A 23,355-nucleotide genomic window follows, 5' to 3' on the forward strand; every position below is an offset into this window, starting at 1 on the left:
CCGTTTAAGCCCGCCCCGCGCAAGATGCCGGGGCGGGCTTTGCATTTCTGGCCGCCGCATCCGATCTGCGCGCCCGATCTGCACGCCCGATCTGCACGAATGAACGCTTCTTGCGGCGCGCCGAACATATTGAAGGACCAGCAGGATCCGTGCAGGATCGGCCAAAGAGGAAATCATGCCCCCCATTGTCTTCGGCGCGCCGATGATCCCTGATCCGGCCCTGCTGGCCGCCCTGACCGCCGAGGCGCTTGGGTCCGGCTGGCTGTCGAATGGCGGCGCGCTGCATATGCGGCTGGAACAGGCGCTGAGCGGGCAGGAGCGCGCGGGCGACGCGGTCTCGTTGACGTCTTCTGGCACGATGGCGCTGCTATTGGCACTGGGGCTGGGCGATTTGCCACCGGGGGCCGAGGTCATCACCTCGCCCCTGTCATTTGCCGCCACCGCGCAGGCGATTGCATGGTGCGGGTTGCGCCCGGTCTTTGCCGATGTCGAACCCGATACGCTGACGCTATGCCCGCGGGCGGTGCGGGCCGCGATCACGCCGCGCACCGCCGCCATCCTGCCGGTGCATTTTCTGGGTGTCCCCTGCGACGTGAAAGCCCTGGCGGCGCTGGCGCGCGAATACGGGCTGTGGCTGGTCTATGATGCGGCGCAGGCTTACGGCGTCAGCTTCAATGGGCGGCCCATTGGTAATTATGGCGATGCCTCGGCCTTTTCGCTGCATCCGACCAAGGTGCTGCACACGGGCGAGGGTGGCTATGTCGTGACCCGACGCAAGCAGGCTGCCGCCTTACGGCGGATGCGCAATTTCGGGCTGGAGGGCGGGCGGGCCGTCGGGCGCGGGTTGAATGGCAAGATGTCAGAGGTGAATGCGGCGATGGGGCTTGCCCTGCTGCCTGACCTTGCGGCGGAACTTGCGGCGCGCGCTGCGCTGCGCGCGACCTATGATGCGGGCCTTGGCGGCATCGCCGGGCTTCGGCTGCACGCCACCCGATCCGGGGCCAGTGCCAGCCCCGGCTATTACGCCCTGCGTCTTGCCCCGGATCTGCGGGCGCGGGTGTTTCATGCGCTGGCAGCGGCGGGCATTCTGGCGCGGGACCATTTCCCGCTGCTTTGCGGGGCGGGCACCTTCTGGGCCGATGCCCCGATCATGACAGCGGAAGGTGGTGCCCCGCTTGCGCCCGAACTGGGGCCGGAGGTGCTGTGTTTGCCGCTGCATGGCAGGGTGACGCAGGACGCGGCTGCAGCCATTGTCAGGATCGTGCGGCAAAGTGTCGGGCAGGCAGGAGGGATGGCATGAAAGCCACCACGGATTTTACCGAGATCACGGTTTTCGGCGCGCGCGGGCATACTTTGATGATCCTGCGGGGTCTTGAGGAAGGCTGGCAGGGCAGGGTCCGCATCCGCGCGCTGATCGACGATATCGAAAACGGCTTTGTCCATCCAACCTTGAATGTGCCGGTGATTTCCTCGGATCAGCGGTTGCGCGATTATTCAAATCTGCCGGTTCTGCTGACCGTCACGCATCCGGGTCTGCGTCGCCGCGTGGTGGATCGCCTTACGGCTGAGGGGGCGACCCTTGCCACCGCGGTCTTCCCCGAGGCGGTTCAGGTCGATCCGGATGTGCGGTTCGGGCCCGGGGTCGTCTGTATGCCCTGGACGCGGATCGGTGCCAATGTGGATATCGGTGCCTGCGCGATCATTCTGGCCCGTGCGATTGCCCATGATGTGGAGATCGGTGCCTTTTCGACGCTTGCGGGCGAGGTGCTGGTTTCAGGTCATGTGCGCATCGGCGCGGATGTGAACATCGCGCCGCGCGCCTCGATCGCCAATGGCAATCGTCAGCGCTGGCTGACCATCGGCGACGGGGCGGAGATCGGGGTGGGCGCGGCGGTGCTGGGCCGCGTTCCGGCCCAGGCGCGGATGATCGGCAATCCGGCCATGCCCATCCGGGACTGGGTCAGGTTGCGGCGCCTGATCCGGGGGCAAGACGCGCCATCAGCGCATTGACATAGGGCTCAAAGCCGCTATGGGCGCGCAGGTGGCGGCGCAACGCACGCCGCTTGCTTGGGGTAACTGCGGCGGCAGCGGCTAGGGCCGCATCGGAAAACGCGCGTTCTGCCCCGGCAGGCAGGAAGGTGCCGACCCCTTCGGTTTGGCCAATCAGGCCGATATCTGCGGCATAGCCGACAAAGGCCGTGCCCATGGCGGCGGCGTGCATTGCGGTTGTCGGGCCGGGATCCTGTCTTGAGGTCAGCAGATAGATATCGGCGGCGCGATACCAGGCAAGGCTGTGTTCGGTGAAGCCTGGAAGGATCAGATCAAGCCCGTCTGCCTGCGCCTGCCGGGCCAGACCCTGTGCCCAATCCCCAAGCGCGCCCAGCCAGACAAAACGCGCCTGCGGGCGTTGCGCGACGATGCGTCGTGCCGCTGCCAGAAACAGGTCGAACCCCTTGCGATGATCGGCATAGCCAGCGGATATGAAAACCGGCCCCGCGCCCCGCATCTGACGGCGGATCTGTCGAAATGCCGCCATAGGGGTTTGGGGCAGGATGATGCCGGGCCGGATCTGTGTCAGATCCTTCAGATCCGGGGCAAGCGCCGCGACCATGGACGGCATCGAGACCACGATACGCGCCCCCGCCGCCTGTGCGGCACGCAGACCGGGCAACAGGCCCTGATCGCGGATATAATCGGCCATCTCATGCACCAGCAGCAGGCAGTTGGACCGTGTTCTGGCCAAGGCGACCGCATCCATTGCGGCGGTATTGATGAGGGCGGGCACGCGGGCGGGCAGGGCTTCTGCCAGCTCATCCATGGCCCAGCCTTCTGCAAGAACAAAGGTCGGGCCCTGGGCGCGGAAGCGCGGCAAAAGCGGCCCCGCCCGTTGCAGCAGGAATACTGGATCATAGCCGCGCGCGCGCAGGCTTGTTGCAAGATCCAGCGTCAGGATCGGCACGCCGGCCGCCTGCGCGTCGTGACAGGCCAGCAGAAGGGGTCGGTTAAGCCCCCGGATGGCATCCCGCACCGCCCGATGGGTGCGGCGCGGCTTTTTCGGTGCCGGTCGCGGCAAGTGACCAAGCGTCGCCCCATGGCGGGAGAAATGCCGAAACGGATGCGAGGTGCCAAGCGGCAGATAGCACATCCGGTAGAAGGCCGCATCAAAGGCCCCAGATGGATTGCGGCCCTCGGCATCGCCATGCAGCATGAAATGCAGCGGGGCCTTGGCACCGATTGCAGCCAGATCCGCATGATTGGCGCGGTAAAATTCCCCATCGATCAACGGATGGGGGTTGCGTTCCATGCCGCGCCCGATGCGGAACAGGAAGTCGTCAAAGGCCGTCGCCGCGCCGCGCCTTGCCCAATTTCGGTAGCGCGCCTTATACCACAGGGTGGCAAAATACGGGCTCGGGTCCAGCCCGAGGGCGTCGCCCGTCTGGCGGAAATGCTGCATCAGACCCTGCCGGTCCAGGTCAAGGCCGGTCTGGTGCCGATAGTGATCGCAGTCGAAAAACTCGTCTACCATTCCCGGCTTCGATCAAGAGGAACAACACGAAGGGCGCAGGGCCCGGCCATCATGCTTGCACCGCTTGGCCGCGTCAGACAAGCGGCTTTGATGGGGGCTAACGCATTGACCTTGTGCAAACAATCGCAGAGGCTGGCCCAAGGCAAAGGCTATGGGGCTGCGTGGGACTTTGGGCGACGAAGTTTTTATCCATCTCAGCATCAACGCCTTGCAACAGAACAAGGCCGCCTGGGGCGACACGCAATTTGCACAGGGGCTGGCAGCGGCGATCCGGTCGATACCAGGCTGTGACGCGGGGCTTCTGTATCGCGGTGAGGTGCCGCCGGAGACCGGCGTGCCGTCGGTTGTGCTGCGGATCGTCGGGCCGCATCTGGAAGATCCGGTGCCGGGCCTGCCCAATATGATCTGGATGATCAGCCCACCCAATCTTGCGCCGCGCGCGATGATGGCGCGTTATCAGATGGTGTTCCTTGCCTCTGCGCTGATGGTGCCGATCCTGCGAAGGCGTGGCATTCCCGTGGCCTATCTGTCGCAGGCGACCGATAGCGCGCATTTCCACCCCGATCGGGCCGACCCTGGGGCAGAGACATATCCTTTGGTCTTTGTTGGCGGCCATGCGGCGCGGGCAGAGCGGCATCTGGTGCAAGAGGCGGTTGCCGCGGGGTTCGAGCCGCAGATCTGGGGTCCTGGCTGGGGCGGCGTGATCCCCGACCGGCTTTGGCGCGGCGAAAGGTTGAACTATGCAGAACTTGCGCAGGTCTATGCCGCGTCGCGGGTGATCCTGAACAGCCATATGACGCAAATGGCCAATCTCGGCTTCATGAGCAACCGCAGCTATGATGCATTGGCATCTGGGGCCTGCGTCCTGTCCGATCATGTGGCGGGTTTCATGGCCCCCGATCTGCCGGAACTGCGGATGCTTGGGCCCGATAACGGCCTCGGCTCCGCATTGGAGGCGCTGCTTGCCGCGCCTCCCCTGGATCGGCTGGCCCGCCTTGCGCTGCATGAAAGGATCGCGCGACGTCACGGATTTGACGCCCGCGCCGCAGAGATCGTCACGGCGGCGCGGCGGCTGCTGGCCGAAGGCAAGGTGGCACAGCCGGCATTTTCGCCGACACGAGCACCTTTGTCTGGACCAGTCCCGGTTTTGAGCGATCCGGCCCGCAGCGCCGCCGACACCCTCACGGCGGTGCGGGCAGCCACAACCGAGATCCTGGCGATTTCCCGCTATCTTGAAGATCCCCACGCCCCGGCCCTGCCGCCCCCTGCGCCTGCCGCGGCGGATCGTCAGGGCGTGATCCATGTCATGATGGCCGATCTGCGTGAGATGCAGCAGATTGCCGCGTTGCCCGCAGCCCTGCGTCCGTTGGATCGCGTTGGCGCATTGGCGGCACGGGCATTGCGTGTGCATGAGGTCATGCAGCCGGAACCGCCGCCGCTTTCGGTCGACCTGCTGCCAAATATCGCCGATCAGCTTTTGCCGCGTATCCTTCGGGGTGAGCCACTATGGACTCACAACCCGGAGGGGTTCAATCGCGAACAGGGCAAAGTCAGCCTGCCGCTCTGGCCACGCAAGCAGGTGCCCGCCCCTGCGCAGGCGCCCGGCGTCTTTCTGCATCTTTTTCATGACGATCTGGCACCCGTCTTTGCGGAACGGCTGCGGGCCATCGAATGCCGGTATCAGGTCTATGTTTCGACCGATGACCCGGCAAAGGCCGCGCGCATCCTTGCGCATCTGCCGCAAGCGGAGGTGCGGGTGTTGGAGAACCGGGGCCGCGACATCTATCCCAAACTGTATGGTTTTGGCGATGTCTATGACCGGCACGAGGTGGTGTTGCATCTGCATGGCAAGAAAAGCCCGCATTCAGGCAAGCTGGATGCCTGGCTCGACCATATTTTGACCTGTCTGCTGGGGTCGCCGGGCGAGGTCAGCCGTATCCTGTCGCTGTTTGACGCGATCCCCCGGCTGGGCATGGTCGTGCCGCTGACCTACCGCCCGGTTCTGGGGGCCGCGCATTGGGCCGCCAATCGCGAGATCGCGCAGGAATTGGCCTTTCGCATGGGGATGAAGCAACCTTTGCCGGAGGATGCGGACCTGCGCTTTCCGGTGGGATCGATGTTCTGGGCGCGGACGGCCGCCATCCGGCCGCTGCTGGATCTGCGGTTGACACCTGCGCAGTTCCCGCCCGAGGCGGGGCAGGTCGATGGCACAGTGGCCCATGCGCTGGAGCGGATGCTGGGGGTGACCTGTCAGGCAGGAGGCTATCACATCCTGCCGGTCAGCGGTGCGGGCCAGAAGCTGCATGTGAAACACCAGAAGGCCTATCGCAGCAATGGCGCGTTGCGCGAGGCGCTGGACAGCGGTGCCTTCGACGCCTGATCATGGCCGTGGCTTGCCTGTCCCGCGCGCAACCGCATCATGTGAACATCGCCACCAGAGCGCCCCTGACCGGAACGCGGCGGAGGGCGATCAGACCTTGATCTGATGCGCCGGCGATCGCGACGCCGATAGAGAAAGGGGGCTCATCCCGACCAGTTCAAGCAACTGTTCGATCCTGCCACCCTTTTGCGCAAGCCGGCGCTGATCGTGGCGACCTGGTGCTGCGCGTGACCTAGGTGATTGCGCATCGGCGGCACCCCCTTGGTTGCCATTTCCGAGATGCCGATCTTGTACGCTGCCGCTCATGCCGGGGCCCACCATGCCGGGCTGCGCGCTGTGGGGCGGATCAAGTAATTCCGGCAGCAAGTCAACGCCATCGCAGATCTTGGGTTGTTGCGAAGCGACGTTCCACACGCGCTCTGCGATTGCCTGGCATTGTATCGGACCTAAATTGCGAGCGCATACAGGTTAAAATTTAGGCGCATCATGGGATTTGCGGAAAATCTTAGTTCGCGCAAGAATATGCGACCATATCGGACCTTTAATTTGTAAATATTCTACCGGAGGAACAGGGAATCGTCTTGCAAGGCGTATTTATGTCAGCATATGAGACATAAGTGCCATCTGCCGGGTCAGCCGGGGGTGGCAAGCCGTCTGCATGAGGCACAAAGCCCGCGCGACAGCAATCATCCAGCCGGATCGGCCCACCGATCTTTGCCAGAGAACCGGATATGCCGCCCATCCGGTGCCATTTGGCAAAGCGATCAGGGGTGGCCTCGACCGATGTGGCAGGGAAGGGCAACAGCAGATGAACCGCGATGATCAGACGAATTACGGTCTTTACGACCCGACTTCGGACAAAAGCAGCTGTGGCGTTGGTTTCCTCACGCGCAAGGACGGTCTGCAAACCCACGAGATCCTGACGCTGGGCCATGAGGCGCTGTGCGCCGTGCCCCATCGCGGCGGCATGTCCGCCGAAGGCGTGGGCGATGGCGCCGGTGTCTCGCTTGATCTGTCGCTGGGCTATTTCTCGGCGCTGACGGGGCAGGTGCTGGAGGCAGGTGCCTTCGGTGTCGGCAACTTCTTTCTGCCCGATGATGCCAGCCAGCATGGTGTGGCCGCGACGCTGATCGAGGCGGCGCTGGCCGCGCAGGGGCTGGCGGTGCTGTTGCAACGCGCGGTGCCGGTCGACAATTCGGTACTGCGCCCGGCGGCGGTGCGCTGTCAGCAACCGATCCGGCAATGGGTCTTTGCGGCCCCCGAGGGCCTGCGCGGCGCGGCGCTGGATCTGCGTATCCACCGCGCGCTGCTGGCGATCGAGGCGCGCGCTTATACCGATCCGGCGCTGGCAGGGCTTTATCCGCTGTCGCTGTCGGCCCGGATGCAGGTGCTGAAGGGGCGGCTCAAATCCGATGAGATCGTGCCCTATTTCCGTGATCTGGTGGACCCGTCGCATGGTGTTCATACGATGTATTTCCACACGCGGTTTTCCACCAATACCGACCCGCATCCGTCGATGGCGCAGCCCTTCCGCTTCATGGCGCATAATGGCGAGCTGAACACCGACAAGAAGAACCGCCTTTCGGAAGCGGCGGTGGCGCGGGCACGCAACGGTGCCATCCTGCGCCCCAAGGGGCAATCCGATAGCTGCCGTCTGGACCAGACCTTGCAGGCGCGGGTGGTCGAGGATGGGCTGGACCTGATCACCGCCGTCGTGTCGATGATGCCGCCCGCATGGGAGAATGACGCGACGCTGTCGGGCCAGGTGCGGGCCATGCTGGAATATTTCAGCCTTTATGAAGAAAAGAACGATGGCCCCGCCGCGCTGATCTTTGGCGATGGCGAGATCATCGGCGCGCGTCTGGACCGGCTGGGCCTGCGCCCGCTGCGCACGGTGGAGACGGCGGAATATCTGGCGGTCATGTCCGAGGCAGGCCAGATCGCCTTTCCGCCGGAAACCGTGCTGGCGCGGGGCCGGATCGAGGCGGGTGGGATGCTGTGCTATGATCACAGGGCCCGGCGCAGCTTTGGCACCACCGAGGCACTGGAGATGCTGGCCGCGCGGCGCGACTATCCGGCGCTCTTGTCGCAGGCGCGGCTGCGTCTGGCCGATCTGCCGCAGGTGCCGGAGGATCGTCAGGGCAGCCCCTTGCGCTATTCCGGCGATCTGGGGCGCGCGGCGCGCTATGTCGCCTATAGCCACAATCAGGAAAGTTTCCGCTTTCTGATGGACCCTATGCTGGCGACCGGGGCCGAAAAGGTTTCGGCGATGGGCTATGGCAATGCGATCAACGCCCTGTCGGACAATGAGGGTGGTGTCGCCAAGTATTTCAGTCAGCGTTTCGCGCAGGTGACCAACCCGCCGCTCGACAGTATCCGTGAGGCGGATGGCATGACGCTGCGGGTGGCGCTTGGGGCCAAGCCCAATCTCGGCGCGCAGCCCGCGCCGCAGATCGTTGTCGACAGCCCGATCCTGAGCCATCTGGACATGCTGAAGATCCGCGAGCAGACGGCAACGCCGGTGCGCCGTTTCGAGATGCTTTATTCCCCGGTCTTCGGCGTCCCTGCCGCGAATGAGGCGGCGCTGACCGCCGCGATTGACGCCATCGCGGCCGATGTCGCGGGCTTTGCGGCCGAAGCCGGAGGTATTGCCACGATCTCGGATCGCCACGTCAGCACGGATCGGGCCGCGATCCCGATGACGCTGATGGTGTCGGCCATCAACCAGAAACTGATCGAGGAAGGCCTGCGGCTACGCGTGTCGCTGATCGTGGAATCCGGCCAGATTTCCTCCAGCCATCACATCGCTTGCGCCTTGGGCTTTGGGGCGGCGGCGGTCTATCCGCTGGGCGTGCAATTGCGCGCCGAAGAGAAATACGGGGCAGATGCCGACAAGGCCTTCCAGAAATTCGCCAAGGCCGCCGAGAAGGCCCTGATGAAGACCATGGGCAAGGTCGGACTTTGCACCGTCGAAAGCTATTCGGGCGGCGAGTTCTTTGAACCGAACTTCCTGGATACCAATGATGCAGTGTTCCGCCGTTACTTCCCGAATGTGAAAACGCCGGTGGGCGGCGTGACCTTTGAGGTTGTGGCGCAGGCAGTGGCCGACTGGCACCAGCACGCGCTGCGGGTCACGCGTGAGGACGAGATCCCCCTGCTGGGTCTGTTCAAGGAACGGGCCGAAGGCGCGGGCCACAGTTTTGGCACCACCGCCGTGCGCGGCTTTGTCGATATGACGGAAGAGGCGATCAGCTTCCCGCAGGGCGACGAAGATTCCGATCCGCTGCGCCTGATGACGCTGAACCGGCTGGAAGATGCCTTTGGCATTTCCGATGACGGCTATGCCAATACGAGCTTTGATCGCCTGACGCCGGAGCGGATCGATGCCTTCCGCATCACGCCGGGTTATCGCGCCTTCTCGCGCATGATGGTCGAGGAACGCACCCGCCGTCCGGCCGCGCTGCGCGACGTGCTGGCCTTCCCCGCCGATGTGACGCGGGCGCAGGCCCCGGACGAGCTCCGCCGCGAGATGAAGAAGTTCGACCGCAAGGGTAACAACAGTTTTCTGGTGCGCGGCCTTGCCTGCGACGATCTGGGGGCAGGCCAGTTCCGGCTGGTTCTGACTGGGCCGTTGAAGGCCGATCTGGGCCGTCTGGATGCGCTGTCGCAAAGCCTGATCGCGCGCTTTGGCACAGATATCACCGGCCATTGGATCGAGGGGCTGGCGCTGCGCGTCGAGGCTGCGGGACAGGCCCGTGCCTGGCTGGCGCGTCTGCGTCCGGCACCCGAGGGCTTGGATCTGGATGCGGTGCAACCCGCGCATCAGATCACGCCGCTTCTGGCCTCCGGCGCAATGTCGCATGGCGCGCTGGTTGCCACCGCGCATGAGGCGGTGGCGCATGGCACTAATATGGTCGGCGGCATGTCGAATTGCGGCGAGGGCGGCGAACACCTTAGCCGCTATGGCACCATTCGCGGCAGCAAGATCAAGCAATTCGCGAGCGGTCGTTTCGGGGTCTGGGCGGGCTATCTGGCCGATCCGCAACTGGAAGAGATCGAGATCAAGATCGGTCAGGGTGCCAAGCCCGGCGAGGGTGGCCAGCTGCCCGCGCCCAAGGTGACGGTGGAAATCGCGGCGGCCCGTGGGGGCACGCCGGGGGTCGAACTCGTCTCGCCACCGCCGCATCATGACACCTATTCGATCGAGGATCTGGCGCAACTGATCCATGATGCGAAATCCGCCCGGGTGCGGGTTGTGGTGAAACTGGTATCATCAGAGGGCATCGGCACGATTGCGGTGGGCGTGGCCAAGGCGGGTGCTGATGTGATCAACGTGGCCGGCAATACCGGCGGCACGGGGGCGGCCTCGGTCACCTCGCTGAAATATACCGGGCGCGCGGCCGAGATCGGCATCGCCGAGGTGCATCAGGCGCTGTCGGCCAACGGCTTGCGCGATCTGGTCACGCTGCGCTGTTCAGGGGCGCATCAGACCGGGTCGGATGTGGTGAAATCGGCGCTGCTGGGCGGCGACAGTTTTGAGTTCGGCACCACCGCGCTGATGATGCTGAAATGCGTGATGGCGAAGAACTGCAATATCAAATGCCCGGCGGGTCTGACCACCAACCCCGAGGCGTTTGACGGTGATCCGCGTGCGCTTGCGCAATATCTGCTGAACATCGCGCATGAGGTGCGCGAAATTCTGGCGACGCTTGGCCTGCCGTCCTTGCAGGCGGCGCGGGGCCGGGCGGAACTGCTGCATCTGCTGGATCATCCCTCCAGCGTCGGGCAGCTGGATCTGCGCGCCATGCTGACCGAGGTGCCGGTCCTGCAAGTCGCAGATCCGGTTCGGATGCCGCGCGATTTTGCGGTGGATGATGCCTTTATCGACCTGCTGCGCCCTGCGCTGGAAGGCGGCGCGATGCAGGTCGATCTGGGGGGCAACCTGCATCTGAACAACCGCCACAAATCGGTCGGCGGGCAGCTGGCCGTCGATCTGGAACGGATGTTGAACCATGAGGGCTTTGCACCCGCCGCAAGCCTTGTCGATGACCGTGGCCGTCGCTTCCTGCGGCCCGGAACGGTGCAGATCGCGACGCAAGGCGCGGCCGGGCAAAGCTATGGCGCGTTTTGCAATGACGGCATGGTGCTGACCCATACCGGCACCTGCAATGACGGCGTGGGCAAGGGCCAATGCGGTGGCGAGATCATCCTGCGCAGCCCCGGCGGCGGCTCGGATGCGGCGGGCGGCAATGTGCTGGTTGGCAACTTCGCGCTGTTCGGTGCGACAGGCGGGCGGCTGTTTGTTGAAGGTCAGGCGGGCGACCGCTTTGCCGTGCGCAACTCCGGTGCCAGTGCCGTGGTTGAGGGAGTGGGGGATTTCTGCGTCGAATACATGACCAATGGCGCGGTGCTGAACCTGGGTGCCTTTGGCAAGGGCTTTGCCAATGGCATGTCCGGCGGGTTTGCCTACCAGTATGACCCCTATGACCAGCTTTCGGCCAAGGTCAGCCAGGATTCTGTTCGCCTCGGGCGGTTTGATGGTGGCGAAGAAAGTCTGGTCCATGTGCAGGCCGTGCGGCACTTGCTGGAATGGCACCATGCCGCCACCGGATCGGCCAAGGCCGCGTTCCTGCTGGCGAACTGGACGCAGGAGCAGGGGCATTTCGCCTTCGCCCTGCCGCGTGCCCTGCTGCGATATCAGGACGCGGACGAGATCCTGCGCACCAAACCCCGCAAGGATCTGCTGGAGGAACTGTCGCAGGCGCTGGTCAGCTTTCAGATCCGCAAGCTGAAAAAGGCATGGCGGGGTGGTATTCCGGTGCTGCGCGGGCAGGTGCCGGGTTATGGTGAGACCGATACCGAGGCGATGTTCGCGCTGCTGAACCAGTGGACGGTGCTGGAGGTCGCGCAAGCGATGGCCCGCACCCGCGTTAAGGCGGCGGATGACAGCCCTGCGGCCCGCAAGGCCGCGCGCAACCTGATCCTGACCGAAGATTACGGGCTGATGACGCGGCTCGCCAAACACGCGCGTCAGGCGGTAGCCGATCATTCTGACGCCGAACTGGCGGCGCTGGTCGCCGACAAGCGGCTGTCGGATTACAAGGAGGCGCTGTCGTTGCGCAACATCCTGTCGATGGACAGCCCCGGCACCTATGGCTGGATCCTGGATCAAAGCCGCAAGAACCGCCGCATTCTGGGAAAGATTCCCTCTTTCGAGGCGCTGTTCGCGCGCCAATCCCTGTCTGACCTGCCCCCCCTTACCGACCTGACCGGAGCCTGATCCGATGCGCATCCCCTATATCCCCGAGGACGCCCCCTTTAGCGGCGATCAGCGCGCCTGGCTTTCGGGCTTTCTGGCCGGGCTGCATTCGCGGCAGGCCATGGGGCTGGTGGAACCCGTCGCCGCTGTCGCCTCGGACGCGAAATCCGCCACGGTGCTGCATGTGCTTTATGGCACCCAGACCGGCAATTCGGAAATGCTGTCGGAAGATATTGCGACCCGCGCCCGTGGCATGGGGTTCGAGGCCCGCGTGCAGGCCATGGACGATGTGACGCCCGAGGCGCTGGCGGCGATGCGGCGCGCGGTGCTGGTCTGTTCGACCTATGGCGAGGGCGAGATGCCCGATAATGCCCAGCTGTTCTGGGAGGCCCTGCAAGCCTCCACCGCGCCCCGGTTGGAGGGGCTGAAATATGCGGTGCTGGCGCTTGGCGATACAGGCTATGACGGTTTCTGTCAGGCAGGCAAACTGCTGGATACGCAGATGGAACAGCTGGGTGCCACGCGGCTTGCCGCGCGCATCGATTGCGATGTGGATTATGAGGCAGCGGCTTTGGCCTGGGTCGATGCCACCTTGCCATTGGCCGGGGAAAGCCTTCAGGCGGTCGACACGACAACCGACGCTGCCGCCCCCGCGAAATCGGCGTGGAGCCGCAAGAGCCCCTATCCGTCGCGCCTTGCGGTGAACCGGCTGCTGTCGGGTGCGGCCTCCGCCAAGGAAATCCGGCATTATGAATTTGATCTGGGCACATCCGGCCTCAGCTATGAGGCGGGCGATGCGCTGGGCGTCACGCCGGTCAACGATCCGGCGCTGGTGGCAAGCCTGCTGGAACAACTGGGCGCTTCGGCCGATCAGGCAGTGGCAGGCCATGATCGCCCGCTGGGGGATCTGTTGACCCATGCCTTCGAGATCATGACCCCTTCGCGTGAGATGCTGGCCGAGATCGGCACCCGCGCCAGGGATGACACGCTGTCGCATGTGCTGGCGGGCGATGATCGCGCGGCAATCGACGCCTGGCTTTGGGGGCGCGATCTGCTGGATCTGCTGCGCATGTTGCCAAAGGGCGCGATGCCGGCGAGCACCCTGCTGGGCCTGTTGAAGCCTTTGCAACACCGGGCCTATTCAATCTCCTCCAGCCCCCATGCCGCGCCGGGATCGGTGCATCTGACGGTCGCCTCGGTGCGCTGGATGCGTGAAGGGCGCAGCCATGGCGGGGTATGTTCCACCTTTCTTGCCGACCGCGCCGGGGCAGAATCCGGGATTTTCGTGCAGCCGAACAAGGCGTTCCGGGTGCCAACGGACGACAATCTGCCGCTCATCATGGTGGGGCCGGGCACAGGCATCGCGCCGTTCCGTGCCTTTTTGCAGGAACGGCAGGCGCGGGGGGCCAAGGGGCCGAACTGGCTGTTCTTCGGCGATCAGCGCCGAGAAAGCGACTTCATCTATGAGGGCGAATTGTCCGAGATGGCAGCGCAGGGCGTGTTGACGCGGCTGGATCTGGCCTTTTCGCGCGATCAGTTCGAAAAGGTCTATGTCCAGACGCGGATGCGCGAGAATGGCAGGGCGCTGTTCGCCTGGCTCGAGGAGGGCGGCACCTTCTGTGTCTGCGGCGATGCAACCCGCATGGCGCGTGACGTGGATACCGCGCTGCACGACATCATCGCCACGCATGGGGGGCTGAGCCCTGAGGCCGCAGCCGAATATGTCAATGGCCTGAAGCGGGCGAAACGCTATCTGCGGGACGTTTATTGAGGCCGATGCGCCGGAAGTGCCTTATGGTGGCGGCTGGCTGGCCAGACTGATGGCCGGGATCTGAACCGGAGTTGAACCGGCACGGGGCTTGACGCCTGTCCCCCGGCGGGCTAGCCCCGCAGGCACCCCAGCCTTTAGTCCGCGATCCGGACCTTTGTCCGCGCTCTGGCCAGGTATCCCGCCAATTTACCTTGCCGCAAAGGACAGCCTCATGTCGCGCCTGCTTTGCCTTCTTATCCTCACGCTGATCGCGGCGCTGCCGGCAAGGGCCGAAGAGATCACCCTGCGCCACGGTCTGGGCGAGACCACCTTTGATCCGGCCAAGGTGCAGCGCATTGTCTCGGTCGGCTATCATGAGCAGGATTTTCTCTATGGTCTCGGGCTTGCGCCGGTGGGCGTGCATGAATGGTTCGGCGACCGCCCCTATGCGACCTGGTCCTGGGCGGAAGGTGCGCGCGCGGCCCTGAATGCCACGCCCGAGGTGCAGAACGGCATGGAGATTGACGTGGAATGGGTCTGGTCGATGGAGCCCGATCTGATCATCGCGACCTTCGCGCCGCTGGATCCGCAGACCTATGCGCAGCTGTCGCAGATTGCGCCTGTGATCGGTCAGCCCGAAGGATATCCGCGTTGGGGTGCCCCCTGGGATGTGGAACTGCGCCTGATCGCGCAGGCCACCGCGCGCGAGGCCGAGGCCGATGCGATGATTGCCCGCATTCAGGCCCAGATCAATGCGGCCGCCAAGGCCTATCCGCAGTTCAAAGGCCATAGCGGCACGGCGGCCAGCTTTACCGATGGCCAGATCATCGGCTATCCGGTGCGCGATGGCGGAAACCGCCTGCTGGGGGCGCTTGGCCTGCAAAGCCCGGCTGAGTTTGACACGCTGTCGGGGGATCGCGGCAATTTCATGGTCAGCCCGGAACGGCTGGACATGTTCGATCTGGATGTCGTGCTGTGGCAGGTCGATGCGCCGTCGCGCGCGGTGATCGAGACGCTGCCATCGTGGCAGGCTACGCGCATGGCGCGTGAGGGGCGTGCGATCTGGACCGATGAGGAAATGATCGGCGCGATGAGCTTTCAGTCGCCCCTGTCGATCAGTTGGGCGCTGGATCGGTTGATTCTGCAACTGGATGCGGCCTTGGATGGCGATCCGGCGACCGGAACCGACCTGCCGCAATAGGCGCTGTGTCTGCGGCGCAATTGCAACAGTGATCTGAAATTGCGGGTGCGTTGCCCGAATGGGTCATCCCCGCGGTTTGGTCGGGACGCGGGCTAGCTCGCTGCAAATCCTGACTTTTTCACTATGATTTCACGGAGGCGGTCTCGGACAGATCCCGTGAAAGCTAAATTGCTGCGCTTGCACGGGAATTTTCACGCGCCTATCGAATGGCAAAGCGCCCTTCCCATCCGCTGGCGGGGCGAGGGTGAGCCTAATCGAGCGATGACCGCGAAGGGTGAGAAAATAGCCGCGCTTTACATGGCGGAGCAGGGGCGGCTGCAACGCCAGATCACCCGCCGCGTCGGCTGTTCCAGCACGGCGGGCGATCTGGTGCAGGATATCTTTCTGCGGCTGTGGGAACGCGCGACCGACTGGACGGGCGAGCCTGCGGCCTATCTGAACCGCTGTGCCCGTAATGCCGCCATCGATCATCTGCGGGCAGAGACCCGTCGCAGCACCTTCTTTGCGGGCATTATGCCCGAGCAATATGCGGCAGCCCCCGCGACACCCGAGGCGATCTTGGCCGCGCGGCAGGATGTGCAGCGTGTCGATGATCTGCTGGCGCTGCTGCCGCAGCGGACCCGTCATATCTTCATCCTGAACCGTATCCATGGCCGCAGTTTCTCGGAGATTGCGATGGTGATGAATATTTCCAAACGCGCGGTGGAAAAGCATATGGCCAAGGCGGTCGCCGCCTGTGCGGGTGTGGCGGCGGGCGGCGACTGAGCGCGCCCGCGCCCAAGAAATATCTGTGCAAGCCGCCGATCCGTCCCTATGTCACCCGCAATGCCGTTTCAGCCAGCCCGGACCATGACCCCCGCATGACTCCCGACGCCATCCCCCCATCACAGCCCGAGGCTCGGACCGATCCGTTGCAAGCCGCGGCGCAGGCGCATTTTCTGTCGCTGCTGGATGGGCCGGATGCGCAGACCCGCGCGGCGGTGGCGGCATGGCGGAAGGCCGATCCGGCGCATGAACAGGCGTTCCGCAAGATCGAGGCAGGCTGGCAGGTGGCGGGTGGACCTGCGGCGCGCATGGCTGCGCAGGACGAGGCGCAGATTGCGGCCTATCTGGCCCGGATAGATCGCGCCAAGACCCGAAAGCGGGTGGCGGTCGCCCTTTGTGCGCTGTTGGCGCTTGGGGCGGGTGGCGGTGTCTGGCTGGAGCGTCCGCATCTGATTGCGGATCTGGCGGCGGATTACGTCTCACCGCGTGGTGCGCGAGAACAGGTTACGCTGGCCGATGGCACGAAGGTTTTGCTGGATGCTGACAGCGCGCTGATCGAGGATTTCTCCGCGTCTGAACGTCGTGTCCGACTGCTGAGGGGCGCGGCCTTCTTTGATGTGACGCCGGGCGCGATCCCCTTTATCGTGAGCGCAGCCGAGGGCGAGGTGCGGGTGATGGGCACGGGGTTTGACGTGCGCCTGCAAGACACCGGCGCAGACGTCACGCTGGAACATGGCAGCGTCGCACTGACGGCGGGCGGGCAGCCGCTGTTGCTGGAACCCGGGCAGAAGGCCAGCTTTGACCGGGCAGGCATCGGGCCGGTGCAAACGGTCGATCTGGGCGATGCGCTGGCCTGGCGCGGCGGGCGCTACACCTTTTATCGTGCCCGTTTGAGCGATGTGCTGAACGAGATCGGTCGCTATCGCGCGGGTAGGATTGTCGTGACCTCGGCCAGTTTGGCCGAGGCACGGGTCACCGGCAGTTTCGTGCTGGATGACAGCGACACGGCGCTTGCGGCCCTGCAGGCAAGCCTTGGATTCCGGCAGCGCGTGCTGGCCGGGCGACTGACCATCATTTCGCCCTGATCGCGGGCACCGGGCAGGCCGCTGCTCGCGCGTGAGAATTTTTCAAGACTCCAGTTCGGCGATCGGCCCTTTCAGGCGTGAACCCTGTAACGAGCACCAAGGCATAGGCGTCTGACCTGCAACCCGGGCTCAAGGATCAGGATATGAGAGGGGTCTTACCGATGCGTGGAATGAGCGCAAGCAGGGCTGGATATGTGCTGATGGCGGCTTTGCTGGCCAGCACGACGATCACGCCGGTCACCATGGCGCAGGCGCAGCAGGCATCAAGCCAGTTCAGCTTTGACATCCCGGCGAAATCGGTGACCCGCGCGGTCAATGATATCGGCCGCGTTGCCGGGCTTTCGGTCGTATTCCGCGAAAGCGCGCCGATGACTGCCATGGGCCACCCGGTGCAGGGCATGATGAGCGCGGAAGACGCGCTGTCGACGCTGCTGTCGGGCACCGGCCTCAGCTACCGCTTCAGCAACCCGACCACGGTGCAGATCTATGATCCCAATCTGGTGGCGCAGGGCGATCTGTCGCCGGATACCGGGGACGCGGTCCTGCTCGGCACGGTCATCATTCAAAGCAAATTGGCCTATTCCGGCGCGATCAGCGGCTATTTGGCCCCCTCGACCGAAACCGGCGTGAAGGCGGGTGCACCGCTGTCGGAGGTGCCGCAGTCGATTTCCGTGGTGACGACGACCGAACTTGAGGCGCGCCAGCCCCGTCAGGTGGAAGACGCGATCAAATATACCGCCGGGATCAATGCCTCGACCTGGGGAACCGATGACCGCTTTGATCAATTCGCGATCCGCGGTTTCGATCTGGGCACGCAGGCCATGTATCGCGACGGGCTGCCGCAGAAATCCATCAGCTTCACCGCTTTTACCACCGACCCCTATATGATCGAGCGGATCGACGTGCTGCGCGGCCCGGCCGGGGTGTTGTATGGTTCCAACGATGCGGGTGGCATGATCAACCTTGTCACGAAACGCCCGACCTTTGACCGTCTGGCTGAGGGCAAGTTGGGCTATGACAGCAATGGCACCGCGAAGGCCGGGATCGATTGGTCGAATACCGTCAATGCCGGTGGCACGGTGGCCGCACGCCTGACCGGGCTGTTCCGCCAGGGTGAAACCGATATCGAGGACAGCGCCAATGACCGGGCTTTCCTGGCCGGTGGCCTGACCTGGTCGCCCAGTGATTACACCGCCCTGACCTTCCTGGGCCATATCCAGCGCGACTCGCTGACGCCGCTGATCATGTATTCGCAGCCGGGCGTCGATTACGACACCGCATGGGGCACCATGCCGAAGGACTGGGCCTACAAGCAGTCGGATTACAACCACTTCAAGACGCGGCAGGAATCCTTTGGCTGGGAGCTGACGCATGAGTTCTCGACCGAGCTGACCTTCAATCAGCGCGCCCGCTTTGCGCATCAGACCACTGATTACACGCAATTCGACATCTCTTATGCCGACAAGGACGGGCTGTATTACTACCCGTTCCGCATGGATGAAGAGGCCCGCAGCCTGGGCTTCGACAACTTCCTCGAATGGAAGCGTGGCTTTGATGGTGGCGAAAACAGCCTGATCATTGGGGCCGAATATCAGCGCCGGTCGCTGCGCGAATATGTCTATATGGACGGCGTGACGACCTTGGTGCCCTATGGCAGCACTGATCTTGATATGCCCGTGACCGAGCCGCCGCTTTCGGCAAAGGATCGCAAGACCTATACCGAGCGTGGCATCTATCTGCAGGATCACCTGAAACTTGATACCGGAACCTCGCTGACCTTCGGTCTGCGTCGCGCCTGGCTGGAAGACGAGGCGGTCGATCTGCTTGCAGGCGGTGTCAGCCGCCAGAAGAACAGCGCGACCACTGGCATGATCGGGCTGACACATGAATTTGCCAATGGCTTGACGCCCTATCTCAGCTACACGCAGGGCTTCATCCAGAATGTCGGCACCACCATTGCCGGCAAGGTGCTGGATCCGTCGGAAAGCAAGCAATGGGAGGCCGGTCTGCGCTATGCCCCGACCGAGGCGCTGTTGCTGAGCGGGGCGATCTTCGATCTGCGCAAGACCAATGTGAAGGATTATGACCTGAACGATCCGACCTGGGGCAGCTTCACCCAGGCCGGTGAGATCCGCTCGCGCGGGATCGAACTGGAGGCGCGCGGTCAGCTGACCGAGACGTTGCAAGGCATGATCAGCTATACCTATCTGGATACCGAGATCACCAAGAGCACCGACGCATCCCTGATCGGCAACCAGAACGCGATGGCACCCAGGCGCCAGGCCTCGCTCTGGCTGGATTACGATGCGGCGGCGCTGCTGCCGGGCCTGACCATCGGTGGCGGCATCCGCTATGTCTCGGATTCCTACGCAACCCAGGCCAATCTGCGCAAGACGCCGGGCTATACGCTCGCAGACCTGTCCCTGCGCTATGATGCCGAGGCCTATGCGCTGGATTTCGGGGTGACCAACCTGTTTGACCGTGATTACAACGGCGTCTGCTATGATGGCTATGCCTGCGCCAAGGGAGAGGGTCGCATCGTCACGCTGACCCTGAACAAGTCGTTCTGATCGCAGAGCGAAGGAAGCGGGCGGCGGCGCACCAAGCGGGCTGCGCCGCCGCCCTTTGACACTCGGGCGCGGTCTATGCTGCGCAGCGAAAGCTGACACCACTTGGACAATTCCTTCTCCTTTCTGCATTTCGGGGGCCTGCGTCTCGGGGGCCTGCGTCTCGGGGGGCTGTGGCTGGTCACATTGCTGGCCTTTGGTGGCGCGCTTTGCCTGGGGGCGCAGGATTATCCGCCCGCGCTGATCTGGCAGGCTTTACGCGATTTCGATCCCGGCAATGCGGCGCAGGCCATCGTCATGGGGATGCGGCTGCCGCGCGCGCTGGCCGCCATGCTGGTGGGGGCATCGCTTGCGGTATCTGGGCTGGTGATGCAGGCGATCGTGCGCAATCCGCTGGCCGATCCGGGGTTGACCGGGGTGAATGCCGGGGCGGCGCTGGCGGTTGTGGCCGGGCTCTGGGTGCTGGGGCCGCTGCCGCAAATGGCGACAGCAGGCCTTGCGCTGCTGGGGGCCGGGGCGGCGGCCATGCTGGTGCGGCTGCTGGCGGGCGGCGGAGACAACAGCCTGCGCCTGCCGCTTGCGGGGGCGGCATTCGCCAGCCTTTGCATGGCCATCGTCTCGCTTGTGGTGCTGCTGAACCCCGAGGCACGCAATATCTATCGCTTCTGGATGGTCGGATCGCTTGCCCTCGCGGATCGGAACGGTCTGCTGATGCTTGCCCCGGTCGCCTTGGTCGGGATCGGGATTGCCCTTCTGGTCGCCCGCCAGATCGAGACGCTGATGCTGGGCGGCGAGATGGGGGCGGCGCTTGGCATCCATCCTGGGCGGGTTCTGAGCCTTGGCTTTCTGGCAATCACCCTGACGGCAGGCGCGACGGTGGCGCTGGCCGGGCCGGTCGGCTTCATCGGGCTGATCGCGCCGCATCTGGCGCGCCGCATCGCACCGCAATCGGGCCTTGCGATGACCGTCTTGCTGGCCTGTCCGATGGGGGCAAGCCTTGCGCTGCTGGCCGATACGGCGGGCCGCAGGCTGGTGCGTCCGGCCGAGCTGCCGCTGGGCATCGTGCTGGCGATGATCGGTGCGCCCGCCTTCATGTTGCTGGTGCGGCGGATGCTGCGGGGCACGGAATGAGGATTGCGGCCCTCGCCCTGTTGACGCTGTTCCTGGCCGCCTTGGGCCTTGCCGCCGGGCGCAACTGGCTGACCCTGTCTGAACTGGCACAGGCGCTGTTTGGGAGCGGGGCCGATGCAAGGATGGTCTGGAACCTGCGTGTGCCGCGCTTGCTGACCGGGGTGATCGCGGGCGGCTGTTTCGGCCTGTCGGGCCTTGTCTTCCAAAGCCTGCTGCGCAACCCGCTGGCCTCGCCCGATGTGGTGGGCCTGTCGCAATCTGCGGCGCTTGGCGCGGTGCTGGCGCTGCTGGCGGGGCTGCCGGTTACCCTTGGCGCATGGGCGGGTGGTGGCGCGGCGGTTCTGATCCTTGCCTGGCTTGCCGCCCATCCCCGCCACGGGATCGAGCCGCGCGCGGTGGTCCTGCAAGGCCTTGGTCTGGCCATTCTGGCGGGTGCCGCGACCGAGGCGCTGATCCTGCGCGCGAGCGACGGCGATGCCGGGATGGTCATGACCTGGCTGGGCGGCACGTTGAACGGCGTCGGCTGGCCGGAACTTGCCCGCGCGCTTTGGCTGTTGCCACTGATGCTGCCGCTTTTGCTGGCAGGGCGGGCGCTGGATCGGCTGGAACTGGGTGATGATCTGGCCCACGCCCTTGGCTTGCGGGTCGGGGCCTTGCGCGCGGGGCTTGGCGCATTGGCCGCGCTTCTGGCCGCTGGTGCCGTGTCGCTTTGCGGGCCGATGGCCTTTGTGGCACTGGCCGCCGGACCCGTCGCGCGGCTGGCCGCATATGGCCGCCCCAGCCCGGTCACCGCCGCCCTTGCCGGGGCCGCATTCATCACGCTGGCCGATCTGCTGGCGCGGTCTTTCGCGCCCGCGGCCCTGTTGCCCACCGGGCTTTACACCGCGCTGATCGGCGCGCCGGTGCTGATCCTTGCGGTCTGGCGGCAAACCCGCCGCGATGCGCCCTGATCTGAGGGAGGTTTCATGTCTTTCACCGTTCGGGATCTGAGCGTGCGCCTTGGCGGCGTGCCGGTGCTGCAGGGCCTTGATTTCACCCTGCCGCCGCAGGGCATCACCGGGACTATCGGTGCCAATGGGTGCGGCAAGACCACGCTGCTGCGCGCGCTGGCCGGTGTGCTGCCGCTGGATGCTGGATCGGTTCAGCATGAGGGGCAGGATATCGCGGCCCTGTCCGCGAAGGCGCGGGCGCGGCGGATCGCGCTTTTGCCGCAAAGCGGGCACGCGCCCCCCGGTTTGACGGTGCGGCAGCTGGTGGCGAGTGGTCGCACCCCGTGGCTGCGCCCCTTCCTGCCGATGGCGGCGGCCGATCATGCGGCGGTTGCCCGCGCCATGGCGGCGGTGGGGCTGGAGGATCTGGCAGATCGCGCGGTGGAAAGCCTGTCGGGCGGCCAGCGTCAGCGGGCCTGGATCGCGCTGGTTCTGGCGCAGGAAAGCGGCACGATCCTGCTGGATGAACCGCTGAACCATCTGGATCTGCCGCATCAGGCGGGTCTGGTGCAGCTGCTGCGCGATCTGAAACAGGCCCGCAGTATCGTGATGATCCTGCATGATCTGACAGTGGCGGCGCGCAGCTGTGACCATATCCTTGCGCTGCGTGACGGGCGGCTGGTGGCATCCGGCCCGCCGGATATGGTGCTGGCGGAAAGGCCGCTGGCCCAGACTTTCGGCATCGAATTCGAAGTCAGCACGATGCCTTCCAGCGGCAAGCGTGTGGTGCTACCGGAAGGGTTCTGAACTCCGGGTCAGAATGCAGTTTCAGCGCAGCGCAAAGACACAATGCAAGGCGCGGTTCACCGCAACCGGCAGAACCGACATATGGGTTTCGCCAGCATAGGTCTCATAACGGGCGGTGATCCCGGGGATTTGCGAAAGGTAGTCTGCCATTTCCATCGCAGCGGCGATGGTGCGGGTCTTCACCTTGTCGGCCAGCCGTTTCTGCGCATCTTCGGCACCCACTTGGAACGGGGCGAGGTCATCGCCCTCCCATTCGCCCGCCGACAGCAACACCGTCAGCGCGCGCCCCTCAGGCCGGAATGTATCACGCGATGCCAGCAGAAAGCTGTCCTCCCAGGTGATCGCCGGGCTGGCCGGGATCCAGTGGGTAAAGGCATCGGGCCGGTTGAACATCAGCCAGAGCGCGAAAAGACCGCCAAAGGAATGGCCGAACAGCCCCTGTCGCGCCGGATCAAGTTTTATGTAACCGCCAAGAAATTCGCGCATATCCTCCAGCATGAAACGGGCCATCTCTGCCCCGCCGCCAGTGCGGACCTCAGGCGTATCGGGCCAAAATGGTGGATATGTGCTGCCGGGCGGCGGCCCCAGATCCCAGCTGCGCCGGAACGGATCATAGGCATCATCGGTCGGATAGCCGACCGCGATCAGCACGCCGGGGCCAAGGTTGGTTGCGGTGGGATAGGGCGATTGCGCCCGCATCACATCGACCGCCGTGGCGATCACCGCATTGCCGTCGGTCATGGTCAGGGAAGGCCAACCCGCCTCCGGCGCATCGCCCGGCGGCACCCAGAGAAAGACCCGGCGGATCGCGCCGCTTGCGCGGTCTTCCAGATCGAACCAGCGGGCACCGCCCGCCGTCGCCATCCCCTCGGCCTTCAGCATCTGCTGTCCTGTTCTGCTTTGCGCGGGCCGAATTTGCGCCATACATGGGGTATTGCAAGCCCTGTTTCGGCTT

15 protein-coding genes are annotated in these 23,355 nt (G+C 64.7%); 12 read left to right on the forward strand and 3 right to left on the reverse strand.

Translation table 11 applies throughout. The features are described from left to right. Positions 1–175: 175 nt before the first annotated feature. Positions 176–1,300 (forward strand): DegT/DnrJ/EryC1/StrS family aminotransferase, encoded by a 1,125-nt coding sequence (locus GBJ34_RS11645; protein ID WP_151719449.1) that lies wholly within the window; start codon positions 176–178, stop codon positions 1,298–1,300. Beyond that, positions 1,297–2,010 (forward strand): LbetaH domain-containing protein, encoded by a 714-nt coding sequence (locus GBJ34_RS11650; protein WP_151719450.1) that lies wholly within the window; start codon positions 1,297–1,299, stop codon positions 2,008–2,010. Before GBJ34_RS11645 ends, GBJ34_RS11650 begins: the two co-directional genes overlap by 4 nt. Here GBJ34_RS11650 and GBJ34_RS11655 read toward each other — a convergent pair. Continuing rightward, the gene (locus tag GBJ34_RS11655) at positions 1,961–3,526 is read right to left on the reverse strand and encodes a glycosyltransferase (protein ID WP_226341144.1); all 1,566 of its coding nucleotides are present in this window, start codon (positions 3,524–3,526) and stop codon (positions 1,961–1,963) included. The genes GBJ34_RS11650 and GBJ34_RS11655 overlap by 50 nt on opposite strands. 151 nt (positions 3,527–3,677) lie before the next feature. On the opposite strand from GBJ34_RS11655, the gene GBJ34_RS11660 reads away from it, so the two are divergent. Beyond that, positions 3,678–5,906 carry a rhamnan synthesis F family protein gene (locus tag GBJ34_RS11660; protein ID WP_151719451.1) on the forward strand — a complete coding sequence of 743 codons (2,229 nt, stop codon included), beginning with the start codon at positions 3,678–3,680 and terminating at the stop codon, positions 5,904–5,906. 90 nt (positions 5,907–5,996) lie between these two features. Here GBJ34_RS11660 and GBJ34_RS11665 read toward each other — a convergent pair whose 3' ends face one another. Continuing rightward, positions 5,997–6,320 (reverse strand): hypothetical protein, encoded by a 324-nt coding sequence (locus tag GBJ34_RS11665; RefSeq protein WP_151719452.1) that lies wholly within the window; start codon positions 6,318–6,320, stop codon positions 5,997–5,999. Positions 6,321–6,714: 394 nt separating this feature from the next. Here GBJ34_RS11665 and GBJ34_RS11670 point away from each other — a divergent pair, with 394 nt between their 5' ends. From GBJ34_RS11670 to GBJ34_RS11710, 9 genes are all read left to right on the forward strand, one after another. Then, positions 6,715–12,186: a glutamate synthase-related protein gene (locus GBJ34_RS11670; RefSeq protein WP_151719453.1), complete on the forward strand. Its 5,472-nt coding sequence runs from the start codon at positions 6,715–6,717 to the stop codon at positions 12,184–12,186. Between the two features lie 4 nt (positions 12,187–12,190). Further along, positions 12,191–13,936 carry a diflavin oxidoreductase gene (locus GBJ34_RS11675; protein ID WP_151719454.1) on the forward strand — a complete coding sequence of 582 codons (1,746 nt, stop codon included), beginning with the start codon at positions 12,191–12,193 and terminating at the stop codon, positions 13,934–13,936. A gap of 211 nt (positions 13,937–14,147) precedes the next feature. Then, on the forward strand, positions 14,148–15,116 hold the full coding sequence (locus GBJ34_RS11680) for an ABC transporter substrate-binding protein (protein WP_151719455.1): 969 nt from the start codon (positions 14,148–14,150) through the stop codon (positions 15,114–15,116). A 261-nt stretch (positions 15,117–15,377) separates the two neighbouring features. After that, positions 15,378–15,881 (forward strand): RNA polymerase sigma factor, encoded by a 504-nt coding sequence (locus GBJ34_RS11685; protein ID WP_151719456.1) that lies wholly within the window; start codon positions 15,378–15,380, stop codon positions 15,879–15,881. Positions 15,882–15,976: 95 nt separating this feature from the next. Continuing rightward, positions 15,977–16,966 carry a FecR family protein gene (locus GBJ34_RS11690; protein ID WP_151719457.1) on the forward strand — a complete coding sequence of 330 codons (990 nt, stop codon included), beginning with the start codon at positions 15,977–15,979 and terminating at the stop codon, positions 16,964–16,966. A gap of 170 nt (positions 16,967–17,136) precedes the next feature. After that, positions 17,137–19,536, forward strand: coding sequence for a TonB-dependent siderophore receptor (locus tag GBJ34_RS11695; protein ID WP_192931200.1), 2,400 nt, complete (start codon positions 17,137–17,139; stop codon positions 19,534–19,536). 102 nt (positions 19,537–19,638) lie between these two features. Further along, positions 19,639–20,664 (forward strand): FecCD family ABC transporter permease, encoded by a 1,026-nt coding sequence (locus GBJ34_RS11700; protein ID WP_151719459.1) that lies wholly within the window; start codon positions 19,639–19,641, stop codon positions 20,662–20,664. Beyond that, a complete protein-coding gene (locus GBJ34_RS11705) occupies positions 20,661–21,614 on the forward strand; it encodes an iron ABC transporter permease (RefSeq protein ID WP_151719460.1) in 954 nt (317 codons plus the stop codon). The genes GBJ34_RS11700 and GBJ34_RS11705 overlap by 4 nt, the downstream gene beginning before the upstream one ends. Positions 21,615–21,629: 15 nt before the next feature. Beyond that, entirely contained in the window at positions 21,630–22,400 is a 771-nt protein-coding gene (locus GBJ34_RS11710) for an ABC transporter ATP-binding protein (protein ID WP_151719461.1), read from the forward strand. Between the two features lie 21 nt (positions 22,401–22,421). Here the strand turns inward: GBJ34_RS11710 and GBJ34_RS11715 are convergent, their stop codons facing one another. Next, positions 22,422–23,282, reverse strand: coding sequence for an alpha/beta hydrolase (locus tag GBJ34_RS11715; RefSeq protein WP_151719462.1), 861 nt, complete (start codon positions 23,280–23,282; stop codon positions 22,422–22,424). Positions 23,283–23,355 lie beyond the last annotated feature (73 nt).

The organism is Gemmobacter serpentinus (assembly GCF_008973825.1).
In the GTDB taxonomy this organism is placed as follows: Bacteria; Pseudomonadota; Alphaproteobacteria; order Rhodobacterales; family Rhodobacteraceae; genus Gemmobacter; species Gemmobacter serpentinus.